Below are 18,366 nucleotides of genomic sequence, written 5' to 3' on the forward strand. Positions count from 1 at the left end.
AACCCGATCTCCCCGCGCCAAGCCCGCACCCTCCAGGTGATCCATGAAACGCGCCCCTCGCAGCCGTCAACGCCATGATTTATATGCGAAATATCACGATTACGACAGCGAAATCAGCGACTTACTTGGAGAATGTGGGTCGAAACGATCAGCACCCCGAACGACCCAAGAATGATCGCAACGAAATAGTGAAGCGGCAGGCCGAGTACGCGAACATCGTTGTTCGCTCCCAGCAGGACGGCGAACAGGCCAGTGTGCCCGAGCAGCGTGTAGATGACGCCGAAGGCTAATGTTGATCTCAACTCTTTTCTGTAAGCACCCACGAAAATTCTCCTCCTCTTTTCGCAGAGAACGGCGGCCGCGTCTCGTTGCCGGGACGGGTGGTCACCTCCGGTTGCACGACCTCCTCAAGTCGCTAACACGGTCCACGGTATTTTTTCTTGAATATTTTTTCAAGAATTTATTGTTGCGCCTTCTCAAAGGGTTGAACTTAACTGATCAGTATTTCTCATGAGGCGCCCTTTAGATTGCCTAGAGGCAACCTAACTACGCATTCTTTCAGCGGGCTGGTCGGAGAAGCTCAAACGTGCAGCATCCAGAGTTTCGCGCGTCATTCGCATGACCGCTCCGGGTTGCGGTCAACTTTGTGCCCATGCAGCAAACAAGCTGAGCGGAACTGATAGCTGGGGGCTCGCAACCGTCTTGCGGTTGCGCAGCATCAACTGACTGACATCAGGGTCGAGACCGGTCGTTTTCATACTTTTCTATTGTCCGCCGTTCATCACGATTCTAGGGCTTGGAGTGGGGAGAAAGCATGGAAGAAGTCTCATGTCCAAATCCAATTCCCCGCCGTCAAACCGAAACGCCGGCCTTGGAACATGGGGCGGCTGGCCGGCCGGAAACGCCCGCTGCTTCCGAAACAAGTCTGGGCCATCCGCGCCCGGCTCGAACTTGCGGTCAATCTCAGGGGTCTGGCCCTCTTCAATCTCGCAATCGACAGCAAGCTGCGCGGTTGCGATCTGGTCGGTTTGAAGGTGACCGATCTTGTTACCCATGACTGGGTCCGCGAGCGCGTTTCCGTCATCCAGAGCAAAACAAAACGCCCAGTGCAGTTCGAATTGTCTAAAGGCACACGCAATTCCATCTGGGGTTTGACCAACTGCTCGGCTGCACTTTGAAGTTCCCAAGCCGCTTCCTCGACCGCCTCCATGTATCGACACGGCAATACGCACGTCTTGGGCAGCCGACATGACGGCAGAGCAGCACGCCCAGCACCGAAAATATGCCGAGAAACGGTACCTCACGGTGGACTTCTGGCGCGGGCGTTCGGCTTGAATGCAGCGAAAGGGCGGTTTGAGTTCCGCCGAATTCCGCGGGCCCGAATAGCCGCAAACGGAAAATTCGCTGCGCTGCCGAAAATCTCACGCTGCGGGAGCGAGGGTTTTCTGCGGCAGCATTAGCTGCAAAAGCAAAAGACGGCTCTGTCCCGCACTATGTGAATTCATGCTCAGTGCGGCGAAGAGCGGCTCACTTCTCTTTACCGGTCGTTCATGCAGCGCGCGGTGTTTCCCCTGTTCGAGTTCAAACGGGCAGCTGCCGTACGGAAAGCTACAGCAGCCTGCCAGCAATCCAAAAAATACGGACGGCTGCTGCTTGTTTCGCGACCGTCCGCGGTCCACTGCAGCGAAAACGGATTGAAATCCGAAACAACATTGAAATCAAGAGGCGGAAACTGAAGCGCAGTAATTCAGGTATTTGATATCATCGAAGATCCCCGGTTCCGTGTTCGAGCACCCGGCCGCCGCCCTGGAAGGAGCGAATTTTCTGCATCACGCAGTGCGACGCCAGAACCTGGATCTTTGGCCTGATAAATCTGCTCCTCCTCAGCGCATGCAAGGAATGTCGGTACATGACGGAGCAGCGGTTTCGATCATCACGCTGCTGGCAATGCGGAAGTATTGGGCAATCTTCCTGCCGGTCGCAACCGGCGGCGGCGCCCGTAAACAGCCAAGTCCGAGGCGCCTGGGCGGGGATACGGGAGGAGCATTTTGTAAACCAGTCTGTAAACCGGCGGTTCCAGGGCATGCTGCAGTCCCGGCGCGGCTCAGAGAAGTCCAATTATTTCAATGAGAAGGATTGGCTGGGGTGGTAGGATTCGAACCTACGATACACGGTACCAAAAGTCGCCTACCCGGCGGTGAACTTGCAAAGGTCCTGTTCTCACATTTGATGCAGCTTCTAAGCCGCCTACCCGGCGGTGAACGAGAAGAAGCGCATCTTGGGCGAGGCCCGGGTCTTCTAAGCCGCCTACCCGGCGGTGAACGCTGACGGCGTCATGGAGCCGACGGTCAGGCACTTCTAAGCCGCCTACCCGGCGGTGAACATCAGCACCCCCTGCTGGACCCCGCGACGCTTCTTCTAGGCCGCCTACCCGGCGGTGAACTTCGATAGTTGGGATAGCACTCTTTGTGTTTTCTTCTAAGCCGCCTACCCGGCGGTGAACGGAGCGACATGTCCCGCTCACTGTTGTTCTACCTTCTAAGCCGCCTACCCGGTGGTGAACGCATGGCCGGTGAAGGTCTTGTAATCGCGGAACTTCTAAGCCGCCTACCCGGCGGTGAACCAATTCACCTGGGCGCTTCGGCCCATCGCGCGCTTCTAAGCCGCCTACCCGGCGGTGAACGGTTTCGCTTCGATCAGTGGTTTCGTTGGCTGCTTCTAAGCCGCCTACCCGGCGGTGAACAATCATGTTCAAGGCGAGATCAACACCAGCCACTTCTAAGCCGCCTACCCGGCGGTGAACCCGCAGAGCAGGATCATTTCGGCCTCATCGAACTTCTAAGCCGCCTACCCGGCGGTGAACGGCGCGCTCTCTGGTTACGTCCGGGTAATCGACTTCTAAGCCGCCTACCCGGCGGTGAACCCCTCCAATGCGCGCCCCTTCAGGCCGCGGTGCTTCTAAGCCGCCTACCCGGCGGTGAACTCCACCCTTCAAAGCGGTCAATGCCCATCTTTCTTCTAAGCCGCCTACCCGGCGGTGAACGGACACGGGCTGTGAATCGGCTCCGCGAGGACCTTCTAAGCCGCCTACCCGGCGGTGAACCTGATCGAACTCTGCAAAGCATGCCTGCCATGCTTCTAAGCCGCCTACCCGGCGGTGAACGCATCGTGCCAACTGAAACTTCAGCGATCTCCCTTCTAAGCCGCCTACCCGGCGGTGAACCCTTGAGAGCGTCTCTGAGAGCTTCTCCGGCTCTTCTAAGCCGCCTACCCGGCGGTGAACCGGGTCCCTCCCCGCCAGGGGCCGGCTCACGGCTTCTAAGCCGCCTACCCGGCGGTGAACTCAGACAATGCAAGCCGCAGACTGGATCGCTGCTTCTAAGCCGCCTACCCGGCGGTGAACCCTTGCCAAAACCATGATACCCCAGCAATTACAATCAGTTAAGCCAAATCATGTTCCGAACCCCTCTTCTCCACCCAAACCGCTAAGCCATTGATTTCATTGACCTCCAGGAAGCGCCGCAAAAAGATGGTCAGGAAACAGCCTGAATCAGGCCAAGGGTCTCGTGGTAGGCCAGTTCCGGATCTGCCGCAGCCTCACGATCCCGCACCTCGATATCCACGCACAGCAGCTGACGCGTCCGCGCCGCGGTGATATCCGCATCCCCCAGCGCGGACTGCCAGGCGCGCTCCGTACTGCCGTGAAAGAGGCTGTTGCGCAGCGGCGGCAGCCCCGCGATCGTATCCGCCGGTACGTCATTGAGCAGCGGATCCCACCGGCCGGGAAGACGGTCCCAAGACCATGACAGAGCGGAGAAATCCTCCCCCTTCTGCCAAGCCACGATCTTCATCGTCGTGTTGCGCCGGAAACGGCGCAGCCTGGAGTGGCGGCAGCCATGGCGGGCAAGGCGGCAAGAGATCCAGCCCGCCAGGCTTTCCGCCGCGGACCGGCCGCCCAGAAAGCCCTCAACAAGCGCGTCTTCCGCCACCGGCAAGGGCTGGCCCGCTGCGGGCGCCAGAACCATGCGCGCATCAATCGCGCCGGGCGCCCCCAGGAGCTGCCGCGTCTGCCGCCCCTCCGCCCCGAACGCCACCAGGTTGATGCGCCGCACGCCGGTCTCCCCGGGCAAACGCGTCTCCACCCCCGGCATGGCCAGAAGACCGCCCTCATCCAAGGTGACCAGCGGCGCCTGAAGGAGCGCGACATTCGGAGCCGCGGCCTCTCCGGGCCGGTGCCGGCGCACCCGGCCCGCCGCCTGAACCACGGAGCGCGTGCTGGACGGATCCAAAATCGCATAGTCGAAATCAAGGTCGTTCCCGGTCTCGATGACCGGCGAGCACACCAGCACGATCTCGATGTCCCGGACGCCTAACGCCCGGGCGCGCTCAAAGAGCCCCTCGCTCAGGCACAAGCCCCGCAGGCCCGCATTCGGATCCTCCCCTTTGCGGGTCAGCGCGCGCTTCAGCTGATCCTCGATCCAGCCCCGGCCCAGCCGCGTAAAGCGCGAGTGCAGGCAGATCACGGCGCGGATGCGCCCCTCTGCGGGATCCGGAAGCTCCATTGCAAGCCGGGCCGTATGGCTGATCCGGGTTGCCCGCACGAAGCCCGCAGACAGTCGGAAGCCGTCGACCTCCACAGCATGACGATCATGCATGCGGCTGCAGCAGTCCGACACGGCCGCAGGAAGATCCTCGAGGCGGTCGAAGCTGAGCAGCTCCGCCATGCGGCGCGCCGGGGCCGCGGTAAGAGCCGCCAGAACCGCCTCGCGCGTCCGGGCAAGGCAGCGCGAGAAGTCGATGCCCTCATCCGTCCCGGCAAGGCTGCCAGGCGCGTCCGAAGTGCAAAGCGCATGCACATGGTCGCGCAGGCCGAAGGCTTTTGCATGCGCCGACCAGCCAGCACGATATGCCGCATAAAGCGCCTGGGCGATGCGTGGGGTGACGGTCGCCGACATGATAATCAGACGCCGGCCCGCCGCGCCGGTCTGGTAGGCAAGCCTGCCAACCACGGCGAGGTCTTCTGGCGAATACTGATCGACCTCATCCAGAACCAGGTCAGATGTGGCAACACGCAGCGTGGCCGCGAGATGCCGGGCGCGCTCAGGAGAGGCGGAACCTATGACGTTGTCGATCGTGGCGCACAGGATCGGGCAGGACGCGAGCTTTCTCAGCTTGGAGCCCCGGTTCCGCCGGAACGCCCCGTCCCGCTCCGCCAGCAGATCGACAAAAGCCGGAACATTCCGATCCACGTCATGCGTCAGGCCGAGCAGCCAATCATCTTCGCCCTCCGCCCCGTCTTCCGGAATTTCGGACCCGGCCCCGATCACGTCGATCGGATCCAGCCCGCCCAGCATGTCCCCGGAACCGGTCTCAACCTTTTTCGCATCACGGAACGCAATCGGCGGCGAGCCGACCATGACCGAGACGTCACGCTCACTGAAGCCCAGATCCCCGATATACTCCTTCCCGGATTGCGTCGCCAGCACCCGGAGGCCAAGCCCCAAAGTAAAGCGCAGGCTGCGCCGCTCCGGCACCGCATCCGCAAAGGCGGCGGCAGCCAGGATGGACGGCGCGGCGCGGGTCTTCCCCGTGCCGGTGCCCGCCATGAGGCAGGCGAAGAACCCGCCCTCGCCGGAGGCGGCGAGCGTCGCGGCCCGCGCTGCGGCCTGACCCTGCCAGCCAAAGCGGCCCGCAGAGGAAGGGTATCGGATGGATTTTGGAACCTCGGATTCAAGCAGGCCCGGATAGTTGAGCCGGGAAGAGACCATCGCGTCAAAGGAGGATCTCGCCGCATCGACCACCCGCTCGACATGCCTGTGCAAGCTGTCAGCGGCATGACGGCCGTCCTGGGTGGTGTTTGCGATATGCCCCCGGCCGCCATCGCCGGACTTTTCTTTCCGGGCGGAGGCGAAGTGGTCGGCAAGCATCAGCGATGTCCGCCCGTAAAGGTCCATCACGTCCAGAACCGGGTCCGGCTCCGTGATCTTGCCCAGCTCCCGCTGCAGGCGCGGGATCCACCCCTGCTCGTGCCAGAATGGCAGCCCGTCGGCCACCTGAAGGGCATCCGCCGGCAAGTCCGCGTCCAGGTTCATATGATGGTCGGATCGGATCGCTGCAAAATCCTCGGTGAGCATTGGCTGGCGGTGATGACCCAGAATAAGCAGCCCGACGGCCTCGGCAAAGCCCCCCTGATCGAGGAAGGAAAAGGGAACCGCAACCCCGTCCTGCGCCGCCCGCGCCGCGGCATGGGCCTCACCCCCGCGGCGCGCCGCGGCAGACATCGCTTGGTCAATGGCCGCAGCGTCGATCGCCTTCAGCCGGCCGTCCATGCAAAGCTCATCCCAAGCAAGTGCCGAGATCATTTCGTGGCGCACCGCGTCAGGAACCGTCTCCCGGCCCGCGATCGCCGCGCGCAGCTTGTCCTGAAAGAGCCGGGTGGCCTTCCCGAGGTCATGAAACATGGCCGCGATGCGGATGATCGCCCGCATGGTGGCGGCGGTTCCGCTGACCGGCTGCCGGCAGGCGGCCCGTCCATGCGTCGCAATCGGCGCCTGGCCGTTTTCGTCGAAGCGCTTCCGGCTTCCCACCCTGAACAGGACCCTGTCCTCCCGCTCCGACCGGCCAAAGCCATGAACGGCAACGGATGTGGCCCGGGTCGCAGTGCTCTTGAGGTCTCTGGAGATCCTGTCGAGGCACTGATTTGACGCGTGGCCGCGCCAAGTGCGATCCCCGATCCTCATGAGGTAGCGATCGAGAACCCAGGCCGACTTCGCACGGGATCTGCCCGTCGAGCGGCAAACCGCAACCACCTCTCTCATCGCGCGCTCCCCGGATTGCTCGTATGGCCCGTCAGCTCCCTGGGGAGCGTATCTTCCATGACGCCGATCAGATGTTTGAGGATCTTCCGGTTTCGGAAACTGTCCATCACCTTGGCGCGGAAGACCTTCTCCAGATCCCCTTTCAGCCGGCCTTTGGCCGCCGCGAAGGCATAAGGGAGGATGATCGCCTCCTTCACCGTATCGGCCAGGTCGAACACAAGCCCGCCGGACCGTGTTTTGCCGTGCATCACCGGCATATGCGGCGGGATGCCCAAAGCCCACAAGGCAGCACCCGCATAGCCGTAGGCCAGGTAATTGCCGTGATCGATGCAGCCATTGGCCAGGTCCTGGGGGGCCTGACCGGCGCGGATCTGCCTGCCCTCGCCCGGCGCCCGGGTGAATCCGCCGGATTTTGCAAGCCCGGCCGAGCGCGCGAACGCCGCATAAAGCGCCTTGGCATAATCCCCCTCGTGCCCAAGCAGGGCCGGGATATCGCGCGCATTTTCAATGCCCTTGCGAAATCTCGAGATTGCGGAGGTCAGCGTACGCTCGTCCAGATCCAGAAGCTCTTCGCCGAGGTCCAAACCGATCTTGGACATGAAATCGCATCGCGCCCGCATCAAGGATTTCGCCATCTTCAGGCTTTCATCCGGTTGCGCGTATGCCGTGAGCATGCGCCGGAAATGCGCGGTGCCCGAATAGCTGGTGAGGGCGCCATAGAACAGCGGCGCGCCATCCGTTCCGGTAAACGCCACGAAGACGCCCTCCTCGGACAGCAAGCGGGCCGCCTCTTGGGTGATCGAGGTTCCCTGCCCCAGGAACAGGATGGCCAGGTTCGCATAGGGCACCGAGTAATCTTTTCGCAGATCATCCTGTGCGATGCGGTAGATCACCCGACCATGATCCGCATGCACCCGCGCACGCTCAAGCCAGATCGCCTGCTCGCGATGGGTCACAAGCAGGCGTGGCGCTTTCCGGGTTCCGCGGGTCTCACTCATGCGGCTCAGGTGCGGCTGGCAGGACAGAAAGCCCGGTCAGGGTGGACAGCCCGTAGCTGTTCACAAGCACAGGCGAGCCGGTCCAAACGGCCTTGCCGGCCAGGAAGCTGATCTTGCGTCCCGCTTTCAGCGTCACGAAACCGCCCCCCATGAACCCTTCCGGCTTTGCGGGACGGGCCGCAGGGGCTTCTCGGCCTGCTGCAGAACCGCGTGTCGCTGCGATATGGGCGGCACGACGGGCATCACGCCGGGCCTGACGGGCTGATCCGGCCGCGCTTCCCTTCTCAGGGGACCGGTCCCGGACAAGGTATGTGCCCATTGCCCCGGCTTCGAAATCGACCTCCCGCAGCCGCGCCGAGAACATGTCCCGCCGCTGAAGCTTGGACAGACCCTCATCCTCGACAACCGCCGAAAGGATGGCCTCGCTGCCAAGGAGAGTGATCGTGCTGCCAAGCGCCTGATACCCGCGGGCGCCGGACGCGGCCGGCAGCGAGATGGCCGCAAAATCCTGTGGAGAAGAGTGCCGGTTTGCGCGATGAACAGCGCCAAAGACTGCACGCAGAATATCCGGCCCCGCCCCCAGATCGAGCACTTCGCGATAGGGGCGGATGCGGACCTTGAAGGCGGGATCGCAATGTCCCGCCCCGGCCGCCAGGGAAGTGGCGCTCTTCATGCTGTTCAGTCCTTCTTCTTTTTGTCCGACTTGCCCTCGGAAATCCCGAACACGCCGCCGCGCAGCAGGTTGGCGAAGAAGAAATGCGTGTTTCCGCTCATTTCCGCCGCCGGGCGCTCCAGGTCCGCAAAGATCTCGGAATCCTTCTTCATGATGTCGTAGAAGTTCGCCGCGTCGCCGTTCTTCAGCGGCCGCAGAACCGCGCCGGTCTCCTGAACGCCGCCATAGGGGTTGACCGCAATGGCGCCGTTTTCCGCATCCCCATGCCAATCGTCGATGTGGCGCAGAGCGGCGCCGATTTTCTGGGAGTGGATGGAGGCCTGAGGCACGCGACCCCGCACTGTCGCGCAGGGGATGGAGGCATAGACCCGGCCCTTGCTCCCGACGGCGCCCGCCGCCTCGCTGCGCAGGTATTCCTGCGACGGCCAGACTTCAGCACCGCCGTGCAGAACCGACTGCCACTCCACCTCAATGTCCACCGCGCGCTCGCAAAAGCCTTTGGCTACCGCGTCAATCAATGCATCGAGGTGTTCAGCCCCCTCGATGACCGCAGCTGCCATCTCGTCGCGGCCCTGCGGATCCCGGAGGCTCAGCATCAGCGGATCTGCCACGATCTTCAGGTCGGCCAGCTTGACAATGATTTTCGCATCATCGGACTGCAGGCGGTTGCGCCACGCAAAGCGGCCGTTGAGGATGTTCCAGACATAGCGCTCAGCGAGGAATGCAAAGCCGCCTTTGCCCGCATATTCACGGGCCGCCTGGCGGAATGCGGCCGCCACATCACGGTTGTCCGAAGCATGCGGCTGCATCACAGAGGGCATTACCCGCAGTGCGAAGGTGATCGACAGACGGTTAAATTCTGCGGGAATGAAAGCGCTGTCAGCTGTCAGAGGCATGGACCTGCCTTCGTTGCTCTTGGCATTCGGTTCGGAGATCTGCCCCAATGCTCCCTTCTCAACCACCTCGATCGGGGTCCGCCTGTCGTCTTCTCTCAGCGCCCAAAGCAGCGCTTCTGTGATCTGGACCGAGCGGGAGAAAGCGAGCATGCTGGTCACAAGTTTAGGGTTGGACATCAGTTAGATCCTTGCGTTTCAGGGTTGTAGGACGGATGGGCCGTGATGTGATTTCCGGCAGCCGACCAGCGCCAGAACAGGTTGGAGAATTCAGCCTCATAGAGATCGCGAATGGCCGGGTTTCTGACCGACACAAGCTCGCCGACCCCGACACCGGGCTCAGCGAAGACGTGCGGCGTGTGAGCGTCGCGGGCGTTCTTGGGGATCGGATTGGCTCCCGGCCGGGTGATCATGCGGTATCCGATGGCAAGCGGAACACGATACCCTGGCGTAGGATCCTCATCCGTGGCGCGCTTCAACAGGCAGGCTTTGACCTTCCCAAAGCTTCCCGGCTCCCCAAACGCCGTGACACCCTGCATATCGGGCCGCAGCCCCGGGATCACCGCGCGCCCCCGCGGGCATTTGCGCAGCCCCGCGCCATCAGGCGCCATTACCGACACGCTGACAGGCTTCGATCTGCAGGCCGGAAAGATGCTGCCGCCTGCCAGGCGGCGCCCTTCGGCGGCAACCCGGATGTCATCGGTATTCCGGATCTCCGGAAGATCCAGGACCAGGCTGAACACGACGTGGCCATGAAGATCCTCTGCGGTCTCTACCGGCGCAAACCTTCGTCCTTTTTTTGCATATTCCGGGCGGGTTCGTCCGAGCGAAGGGCTGACCTCATGCAGCACCGGCAAGACCCGGGCCTGCCAGCGGTCAAAACCCAGATCATTGAAGATGACACCCGCAAGACCCAGGAATGCCGTCGGACTGGGCAGGCCGGCCGCATAATCATTCTGGATCAGGTTCACCCGCGATGCCGACATATTGGAGATAAGAATCCGCATCAGGTCACCTTTTGCTTGAGAATTTTGCGGAACGTTTGATCCCCCAAGGCGGCACGCAGCCTTTCCCGGGCAACCTTTTCCCTCCGGTATCCGTTCAGGAGCAGGAGGCCGATATCCACCTGTGGCATCTCGAAGTCCGGCTCCATTTCCCGGGCCGCTTCCAGAGTCTCATCCAGCCAGGTGATCGCCTCATCAATGATCCAGGAGATCAGCCGCCGCATGCCGTGTTCCATATCGGCGTTGAAGTAGCCCTTTCCATTGGCATGCTCCGCCCTGGCGGTGTGGAACTTGACCAGATGGTCCAGGCGGTCGCTGAGTTCATAGGAGGATGGAGCGGGCACCGGGCCGCCCTTGATCATACGCAGCAGCGAGGCTTCGTCCCGCATCATCGCGGGCGGCACGCTGCCATAGAAGCGCATCCGCGGCCCGCCGATGGCAACGGAGATATTCTGCATCTTGGAGGACACTTCCTGCCGCATCAGCCGGATCGGCTCCTTGACGCCCTTCTTGGGGATGACCTCAGCCTTGAAGCCGTTATAGGACTGCATCGGAGAGATTGGCGTCAGCTGCAGCTCACCCCCGTCCGGATCCGGAGCATAGACGATCGGAAAGTTCTGAGCCGGCAGGGTTGCAACCCCGGTCCGCTCTTCCTTCAATTTTTCGCAAATCGCTTCCAGGCTTTCCTTTGAGAACGCGGCCACGAAGGATGCCTCAATCTCAGAAGACAGGCCATCGGGCTGCATCACATGCTCCAGAAGGCTCCTGGCCTCCTCGGTCCCCTCAATAGCAACTGGCTGATAGAGGATCTTTGCGAACTTGCCGAACCGCGCATTCATGCTCGGGAAAAACTTCGGCGCCTGGTTGCTTCCGGCAATCGGGAACCGGAGGATATGGTCCTCCGCCTTCGGGTTCAGGAGCTTCAGGATATGCGTTCCGGAATTCCTGCAAACCTCCGCAAAGGCTGACGGGTTGTCAGCGATGCCGGCCGCCTCGCGCAGCTTCGCGTAAATCTCCGGGATCTGGTCCCTCTGAAACGGGTCGCTCGGAACGGAAAAAGACAGGCTGAGTTTGCCCGCGCCTTTCTTTTCCGGGGACTGTGCGTCCGCATTCTCTACATCAGGCATCAACTGCCTCCACAATCATTTTCGCATTCCGACGGAAATTGCGCTCAGCCCCGCCCCGCTGTCACACGCGTGAAGATGCTCCGCATCACGCCCAGCTCGACGGCCTTCAGGTAGCTCTCAGGATCCGATGCCTTCCACCCCCGCGGGGAGAACCTGCCGCGCTGGTAGCGCTTCCTGGCGACCCGCGCGGCAGCCGCCAGCGCATCGACCAGGGTCAATTGGCTGGTGTAGGCCTGTCCGCGCAGGGCGAGCTCAACTTTGCGGGGCACCGGGGGTCACCCCACGAGCACGCTGATGACGACAAGCAGCAAGAGCATGCCGATCAGAGGCCACTTCATGCACTTGTCGGGCAGTTCAGTTTCAGACATGCGGCACAGCCGGACCATGGTGCATTGGAAGCCCTTGCCCTTTTCCGGGACGTCAACGGCGGCCGCATCTTCTTCCGGCGGCGTGATGTCGACGATCTCAGGCAGGGTTTCTTTGCGGACAAATGGTTGCGGAGCCGCCTGCTCTGCGAGCGCGTCCTGCTCCTGCGGCTCGGCGTCAATGGCCGGTGCCTCCTGAGGATCCGCAGCCATTTCGGCCTCCGCCGCGGCTTCGCCAGGTGCCATCGCCAGGTCGCGCCCGGCTTCATCGTCACTTTCGTCAGCCAGTACGTCCGCACCGGACTCCTGCTGCTGCGCCTCGAAGATCGCTTTCAGATCACTGACAAGCTTTTTCACATCTTCGCCTGTCAGATCGGCACGGACGACTTTGACCCGGCGCCCTTTCAGGTGTTCCCCGGCGGTCCGGAAAGCACGCAGCTCATCACCGGAAAAAATGGCTTCGATCCGCTTGCACTGGTCAGCGGTGCCGGCAGCGAGAATGCGGGTCGAAATTGGAGCCCCGTCCAAGAGGGCCACCTGAGACAGCTTGACCATCTCCGAAACCATTTCATGCTGATGCGCAACGGCGGCTCGCGGCCCGTAGTCCCGCACATGCAGCACCATCTCTTTGCCGATCATCGAGGCGCAAACGCCTGTAATGCTATTGCCGGCGCCGATCCGCGCGGCGGCCAGGAACACTGTGCCGTGAGGACGGCCAGCCAGAAGTCCGGCAAGCGCGTCACACTGCACACCACAAAATTGGTGTGTTGTCATATCTGTCGTCCAATCTAAATCAACGCTCACTTTTTCGCATATTCACGAAGGGAAAGCAATCATTCAAAAAATCGATATTGGCTGCATCCTGAAGCAGACATTTTCCGGCAGCAGGAATACTTCTTTTGCGTTTTCGCATACTCATTTTAGCTTGCTGAGAGAAACGGAGGCATCATGACCGACATCATCACCCGGCAGCTCAGCAGCCTGCAGAAAATCAGCACCTTAATCGCGACGGCCCGCGGCAGCGGCAACGCAATGCTGCGTGCGGACAAGGAATTCGGCCCCTACGCCAAGGCCGACGGTAAACTCAGCGAAGCAGACACGGCAGAGCTGGCTCAGGAGGTCGCGGACCTCTTGGAAAGCCTGCCTGCTTGTGCGTTGCCGCTGGTGGTTTCGGCTGATGCCGCACTGACGGAAGTGCGGCTGGCTGGTGTGCGGATCGACAATATCGGCATCGAGGCATCTCTTGCGGATTTTGCGATCCTTGAAACCGCCCTGCAGAACATCTCAGCTGGAGATGCGCAGCAATATCTCTTTGGCCCCGAAGGGCGGCTTCTCCCTCAAGCGGCGGATCAAATGATCATCGCACGCTCCCCGGCGGAAGCCGCTTTGAAATACGCCATGACCAAGATTGGTTTCACGGAGATCCAGTCTCTGGATCCTGCCTGCGCCGCCATCGATGCGGAGCGGACAGAAATGCGGACGCAGAGCGACTGGAAGAAGCTCGACACTCTTGCCCATCTGGAAGAGGGGTGCATTCACCTCAACGAGGTGCTCGCCAGCCGCGATGCTTCGCCCGAACCCTCGCTCTGAAAAGGCGACCAGGAATTGGCGCGCGCTTTCCATTCCGCCTCAGGCGGCGACCATCTCATGGGCCGCGTCTTCTTCCGCTTCCGGCCAGAACGCATACTGCACCATATCGCCCGGCATCAGAGCTTCCGCGTCAGGGAAGCGGGCCTTCAGGCGGGGCAGCTCACCAGCGGTCACCTTCCAGGCCGGACCAAGCGCTTCAACCGTCCTGCTGATGCCATCCGCATGGATTTCATCGCCGGCCTGAACGGTGCCAGCTGCGATGAGCGTCCGGAAACGATCGGCTTCAGCGACCTTCTCAGCAATGATGCGCGCCATCAGTTCGCGCTCTGCCGGGCTCAGGGCCTGCAGTCGCGCTTTTGCGGCAGCAAGGGCGGCCTGCTGAGCCTGGATGCCTTTGCGGCTTGCGGCAAGCTTCAGCTGGGCGATCTCGAGCTCTTCGCAGCGGACATGGTGTTCTTGCAGGCCCTCCCCGCGGCTTGCGGCCTCATCAAACCCTGCCGCCCGGTTCAGGCGCTGCAGGGCGCGCTCCGATACATCGGCGGGCAGGAGGTAAGCGGTTCCCTTATAGCTTGCGCCCAGCAGGCGCAGCTCAAGCCGGACCAGCTTCTGATGAGGCTCCGGCCGCACGAAGTAACGGCCGGCAAAACGGCTGCCAGCTTTTCCGGTGATGAGATTGAGTTCCTGCATTCTCGCCTCCTGAATTACTTTTTCGCATATTACAACGAGGGCGCGGAACTTCCAGATGTATTATTGCAACGCCGGAACTGGCCCCGCCCGGCTCGCCTCAGAAAGCAAAACCGATGCCTTCCGCGGACGCGGAGTCAGACTCTGGTTCGTGCTCGGCCCGGAAGTTCTCAAGGACCGCATTGTAGCTCGTCAGGATGCGTGCGCCCGGCCCAGCCTCCAGGTTCGAATAATGTGCGGAGACCTGGTTGCCGGCGAAGGGATCATCGTAGATCCCGGTTGCGGTCAGAAAGCCCGCCATGCTTTGCTGCGCCTCCTCGCCAAATGACGGAACCCCGGTATCCTGGCTGAATGCCTCGCGAAGCTGATCGTGCGCTACATCGCTCATCATGAGCTGGAAGATGGCCTCCCCGCGCCCTTCGCCCCCGATCTCCTCTGCTTTCGCGCGGGCCGACCAGAAGGCTTCATAGATGAGCTGATCGTTGGCATCGAGCCCGTAGACATCAGCCGTTGCAAGCGGTTCCACCGTGGCGACGGTCCAGCGCGGCGACTCGAGGACCTTCAACTGGTCAAGAAGGTCTGCGCGGCTCGTTTCAATGGCGGCCAGATATGCCTCGAGGTTATCCGTTCCGTAGATCCCGGCCGAAGCCCGGTCATAGCCATCCTCGTAAACCGGAGCCAGAGCGAGAGACAGCTGGGCATCCCTGGCCTCTTCGATCCTGGCGAGCCGTTCGTCATAGGCTGACATTTCGACACCCTGATCCGCCAGACCATCACGGATACCAAGGGCATGTTCGGCAAAAACGACCTTGCCCGGCGTATCGAGGACGCCCTTGAGCGCCCTGCTTGCTTCCAAAACATGTGAGATCGCAGTGTGCGCCGCAAAGGTGCATACGGCGCCAAAGGTCAAACACGCGATCGCTTTCCTGGCGCGCTTGGCGCTGGGGCTTCCCTGGTTGCTCATGAAATCCACTCCTTGTTTTGAGGAATGATCCTCAGATGTCTCGAAAATTGAAACTGGTATCTTTTTTTCGCATTGCCCCGCTTGATGCCCGCTGCTACTTTTTCGCAAATTCTTTTCCCAGAGGTTTCCATGTCCGTCACTGAACGCCACGCTGAGCTCGCCGGCCTGATCGAGCAGGCCAACACCGACTATCACACGCATGATGCTCCGCGCGTTGACGATGCTGTCTATGACGGCTGGAAGCGGGAGCTGCTTGAGATCGAGGCGCTCCACCCCGAGCTGGCGACACCGTCCAGCCCCAGCCAGAAAGTCGGCGCGGCCCCTTCGGCAGCTTTCGGTGAAATCCGCCATGTTGTTCCCATGCTGTCGCTCGGCAATGCTTTCACCGAAGAGGACGTGGAAGGCTTCCGGACCGCCACCGCTGAGGCGGATGCCTATGTCGCTGAGCCGAAGATTGACGGGCTTGCGCTGTCCTTGCGCTACGAAGGCGGTAAGCTGGTCCATGCGGCAACCCGCGGCGATGGGGAGACCGGCGAGGATGTCACGCGCAATGCGCTGACGATCGCCGATATCCCCCAGCAGCTTCCCGCGTCCGCACCCCGGGTTCTTGAGGTCCGCGGCGAAGTCTACATGTCGCATGCGGTCTTCAAAGAGCTGAATGAGGCGGCCCGGAATGGGCAAGGGTCTCGCGTGTTTGCCAACCCGCGCAACGCCGCGGCCGGGTCGCTGCGCCAGCAGGATGCGGAAGTCACGCGCGCGCGCAAGCTCTCCTTCTTCGCCTATGGCTGGGGGGATGTCTCCGAGCAGCTTGCCAGCTCGCATTTCGATGCCATGCAGCGGATCGCCGGCTTAGGCTTCAAGGTGAACCCGCTGATGAAGCGGTGCTCCGGCAGCGCCGACCTGGTTTCCCACTACGAGCAGATCCTCACAGCCCGCGCCGATCTGGGCTACGACATTGACGGCGTAGTCTACAAGGTCGACAGCCTGAAGCTTCAGGACGCGCTCGGCTTCCGTTCGACGACGCCCCGCTGGGCGGTTGCGCATAAATTTCCCGCCGAGCGGGCATGGACACGGCTTGAGGCCATTGAGATCCAGGTCGGCCGGACCGGCGCGCTGTCTCCCGTGGCCCGGCTGGCGCCGGTGACTGTGGGCGGCGTTGTCGTATCCAATGCAACTCTGCACAACCTCGACTACATCCAGGGCCGGGATTCCAGCGGCGAGATGATCCGGGGCGGCATCGACATCCGTGCTGGTGATTTCGCGGAAGTTTACCGGGCCGGTGATGTGATCCCGAAGGTCGGCAATGTGGATGTCTCCAAGCGCCCAGATGATGCGGTCAGCTTTGCCTTCCCCGCCACCTGCCCCGAATGCGGCAGTCCGGTGCGCAAAGAGGGCTCGCGCCATATTTGCACCGGTGGCATGGTCTGCCCGGCGCAGGGTCGCGAACGCCTGCGGCACCTGGTGTCCCGGGCAGCTTTGGATATCGACGGCTTCGGCGAAAAGCAGGTCGAATTCTTCTGGGATTGCACCGAGCTGCCGGTGCGCGAAGCCTCGGATATTTTCACACTCTCCGAGCGGGATGCTCTGTGCCGTGTACCGGGGCAAAGCTGGCTTGCCTCCCAGCCCGGATGGGGCGCTGCGTCGGTGCGCAAACTCTTCGATGCCATTGATGTGGCACGCAACGCGGAGCTTGACCGGTTCATTTACGCCTTGGGTATTCCGCATGTCGGTGAAAGCACCGCTGCGCTCCTGGCGCGGCACTACCTCAGCTGGAATGCCTTTGCATTGGCTTGCGAGCAGATGGCCGCCGGGGATACGGCGGAGGCCGAAAGCCTGCAGAAGATCGATGGGATCGGAGATGCGGTGGTTGGCGCGCTGCGGGCGGCATTCTCGCCTGGGGAGGGTCTTTCGGCCATCAAGCGCCTCGCGGGCCTGATGATCATTGCCGATATGAAGGCGCCGGTGGTGTCCGGCAGTGCGGTTGCGGGCCTCACCGTGGTTTTCACCGGCAAGCTGGTCAAGATGTCCCGTACCGACGCCAAGAAACAGGCGGAAGCTGCGGGCGCGAAAGTGGCAGGGTCGGTTTCGGCAAAAACCGATATCCTCATCGCCGGTCCGGGTGCTGGCTCCAAAGAGGACAAGGCGCGCAGCCTGGGCGTCAAGGTGATCGGTGAAGAGGCGTGGCTGGAGATGGTGGGCTGATGCCGCAGCCCGCCCTTCCCGACGTGCTTCACTGGCATCCGGCTGAACTGCTGAGCTGGCCGGAAACCATTCTGGCCGGCGGGCAGCGCTGGACGCGCCAGACCGCGTTTTGCGACGAGACCGCTCTCGGTGCCGAGGCGGTCCTGACCGCGCAGGACCCGCAGGGGCGCACCCTCTACCGCGGCACAGATGTGTCGGCGGCGGATGCCGCTGTCAAAGCCGATAATCTTTCCAGGTTTGCAGCTGGCGACCTTCAAGCCCCGAACGGGAAAGGATGATCTCGTGATTGCAAGCAACCCGGAAAACCAAGCAGTCACGCAGCCCGGCCCGGCAAGATTTCTGGTCGGCTGCGCCAGACGCCTGAAGACATGGCTGGTCGGGAACGGGCCTTTCCCAGTGGAGCATGTGACCGTCCGCATTTGGCCAGCAAGCGATGAGGGGGTCGATTGATGCGGGGTTCCAAGCTGATCTCTTTGGTGGTTTCGGCAGCTGCAGTTGTCGCGTTCATGGCTGTCGCCTGTGCCGTCTACCTGGCAATATACATCTCAAACACCATCATTCTGGCGGCTGTTTCTTATTCTCACGACTTGATGGGCACATCCCTGAAATCCAATTCGCTGTCTGTGCTTCTTCCCCTGTTCCTGGTCATGCTTGGCGCCTACGGCATCGTTCGCCTGCGCTCCAACACCTATGAGGACCTGAAGCAGGACAGTAAAGCGCGTGAACGCGAGCGGCTTGAGGCCGTAAGGGAACGCCGCGCCAAGCAGGAGGATTTCCTGCAAGAAATGCGCGGCCAGCTCCGCGCGTGGCGCCGCCGACACGGGATCGCCCCGCACATTGAAACCCGGCTTCTCTTTGTGCGCGTGATGGACCCAAAGGTTGGCCAGCCGCGCCTGCGCCCGGTTGTTCAGGCAATGGTCGACGGTAAGAGTATCGATCTTGAAGCTGATCGCAGCGATCTCCGAGAGGCATGCCAGCGCATCGAAATGGACCTGATCCCGAACACCTCGTTCCTCTCCGACAGCATCATCATGAAGGGCTGATGCTG

The 18,366-nt window shown here is 61.9% G+C and carries 15 protein-coding genes, 2 pseudogenes and 1 CRISPR repeat array; of the genes and pseudogenes, 5 read left to right on the forward strand and 12 right to left on the reverse strand.

The genetic code is table 11. The features are described 5' to 3' along the window. Positions 1–113: 113 nt before the first annotated feature. Positions 114–323 (reverse strand): hypothetical protein, encoded by a 210-nt coding sequence (locus AB9K35_RS16445; protein ID WP_369927728.1) that lies wholly within the window; start codon positions 321–323, stop codon positions 114–116. A 555-nt stretch (positions 324–878) separates the two neighbouring features. Between AB9K35_RS16445 and AB9K35_RS16450 the strand changes: the two are divergent. After that, positions 879–1,237, forward strand: a pseudogene (locus AB9K35_RS16450) (integrase); the annotation flags it as partial. Positions 1,238–2,175: 938 nt separating this feature from the next. Next, positions 2,176–3,403: a CRISPR direct-repeat array (repeat unit 28 nt; unit sequence CTTCTAAGCCGCCTACCCGGCGGTGAAC). Between the two features lie 130 nt (positions 3,404–3,533). On the opposite strand, the gene AB9K35_RS16455 reads toward AB9K35_RS16450, so the two are convergent. The 9 genes and pseudogenes from AB9K35_RS16455 to AB9K35_RS16495 form a co-directional block, all read right to left on the reverse strand. Further along, the gene (locus tag AB9K35_RS16455) at positions 3,534–6,587 is read right to left on the reverse strand and encodes a CRISPR-associated endonuclease Cas3'' (RefSeq protein WP_369928276.1); all 3,054 of its coding nucleotides are present in this window, start codon (positions 6,585–6,587) and stop codon (positions 3,534–3,536) included. 6 nt (positions 6,588–6,593) lie between these two features. Beyond that, a pseudogene (locus tag AB9K35_RS16460) lies at positions 6,594–6,818 on the reverse strand (hypothetical protein); the annotation flags it as partial. After that, positions 6,815–7,816: a type I-F CRISPR-associated endonuclease Cas1f gene (gene cas1f, locus AB9K35_RS16465; protein ID WP_369927730.1), complete on the reverse strand. Its 1,002-nt coding sequence runs from the start codon at positions 7,814–7,816 to the stop codon at positions 6,815–6,817. The gene cas1f and the pseudogene AB9K35_RS16460, both read right to left, overlap by 4 nt. Next, positions 7,809–8,489 carry a type I-F CRISPR-associated endoribonuclease Cas6/Csy4 gene (locus tag AB9K35_RS16470; RefSeq protein ID WP_369927732.1) on the reverse strand — a complete coding sequence of 227 codons (681 nt, stop codon included), beginning with the start codon at positions 8,487–8,489 and terminating at the stop codon, positions 7,809–7,811. The genes cas1f and AB9K35_RS16470 overlap by 8 nt, the downstream gene beginning before the upstream one ends. Before the next feature lie 5 nt (positions 8,490–8,494). Beyond that, positions 8,495–9,562, reverse strand: coding sequence for a type I-F CRISPR-associated protein Csy3 (csy3, locus tag AB9K35_RS16475; protein WP_369927734.1), 1,068 nt, complete (start codon positions 9,560–9,562; stop codon positions 8,495–8,497). Next, a complete protein-coding gene (locus AB9K35_RS16480) occupies positions 9,562–10,389 on the reverse strand; it encodes a type I-F CRISPR-associated protein Csy2 (RefSeq protein WP_369927736.1) in 828 nt (275 codons plus the stop codon). Before AB9K35_RS16480 ends, csy3 begins: the two co-directional genes overlap by 1 nt. Further along, a complete protein-coding gene (locus AB9K35_RS16485; protein ID WP_369927738.1) occupies positions 10,389–11,513 on the reverse strand; it encodes a hypothetical protein in 1,125 nt (374 codons plus the stop codon). Before AB9K35_RS16485 ends, AB9K35_RS16480 begins: the two co-directional genes overlap by 1 nt. Before the next feature lie 44 nt (positions 11,514–11,557). Continuing rightward, positions 11,558–11,782: a hypothetical protein gene (locus AB9K35_RS16490; protein WP_027234203.1), complete on the reverse strand. Its 225-nt coding sequence runs from the start codon at positions 11,780–11,782 to the stop codon at positions 11,558–11,560. A 6-nt stretch (positions 11,783–11,788) separates the two neighbouring features. Beyond that, positions 11,789–12,652, reverse strand: a complete 864-nt coding sequence (locus tag AB9K35_RS16495) for a hypothetical protein (RefSeq protein WP_369927740.1) — start codon at positions 12,650–12,652, stop codon at positions 11,789–11,791. A 174-nt stretch (positions 12,653–12,826) separates the two neighbouring features. Here AB9K35_RS16495 and AB9K35_RS16500 point away from each other — a divergent pair, with 174 nt between their 5' ends. Then, complete coding sequence (locus tag AB9K35_RS16500; protein ID WP_369927742.1) at positions 12,827–13,468, forward strand: hypothetical protein; 642 nt, start codon at positions 12,827–12,829, stop codon at positions 13,466–13,468. Positions 13,469–13,507: 39 nt separating this feature from the next. On the opposite strand, the gene AB9K35_RS16505 is transcribed toward AB9K35_RS16500, so the two are convergent. Then, positions 13,508–14,155, reverse strand: coding sequence for a hypothetical protein (locus AB9K35_RS16505; RefSeq protein WP_369927744.1), 648 nt, complete (start codon positions 14,153–14,155; stop codon positions 13,508–13,510). Positions 14,156–14,252: 97 nt separating this feature from the next. Continuing rightward, positions 14,253–15,116, reverse strand: coding sequence for a hypothetical protein (locus tag AB9K35_RS16510; protein WP_369927746.1), 864 nt, complete (start codon positions 15,114–15,116; stop codon positions 14,253–14,255). A gap of 129 nt (positions 15,117–15,245) precedes the next feature. Between AB9K35_RS16510 and ligA the strand changes: the two genes are divergently transcribed. From ligA to AB9K35_RS16525, 3 genes are all read left to right on the forward strand, one after another. After that, positions 15,246–17,318, forward strand: a complete 2,073-nt coding sequence (ligA, locus tag AB9K35_RS16515; RefSeq protein WP_369927747.1) for an NAD-dependent DNA ligase LigA — start codon at positions 15,246–15,248, stop codon at positions 17,316–17,318. After that, positions 17,318–17,596: a hypothetical protein gene (locus AB9K35_RS16520; RefSeq protein ID WP_369927748.1), complete on the forward strand. Its 279-nt coding sequence runs from the start codon at positions 17,318–17,320 to the stop codon at positions 17,594–17,596. The genes ligA and AB9K35_RS16520 overlap by 1 nt, the downstream gene beginning before the upstream one ends. Positions 17,597–17,767: 171 nt before the next feature. Then, positions 17,768–18,361: a hypothetical protein gene (locus tag AB9K35_RS16525; RefSeq protein WP_369927749.1), complete on the forward strand. Its 594-nt coding sequence runs from the start codon at positions 17,768–17,770 to the stop codon at positions 18,359–18,361. Positions 18,362–18,366: the final 5 nt, after the last annotated feature.

Origin of the sequence: Leisingera sp. XS_AS12 (genome assembly GCF_041224635.1) — a bacterium.
GTDB lineage: Bacteria > Pseudomonadota > Alphaproteobacteria > Rhodobacterales > Rhodobacteraceae > Leisingera.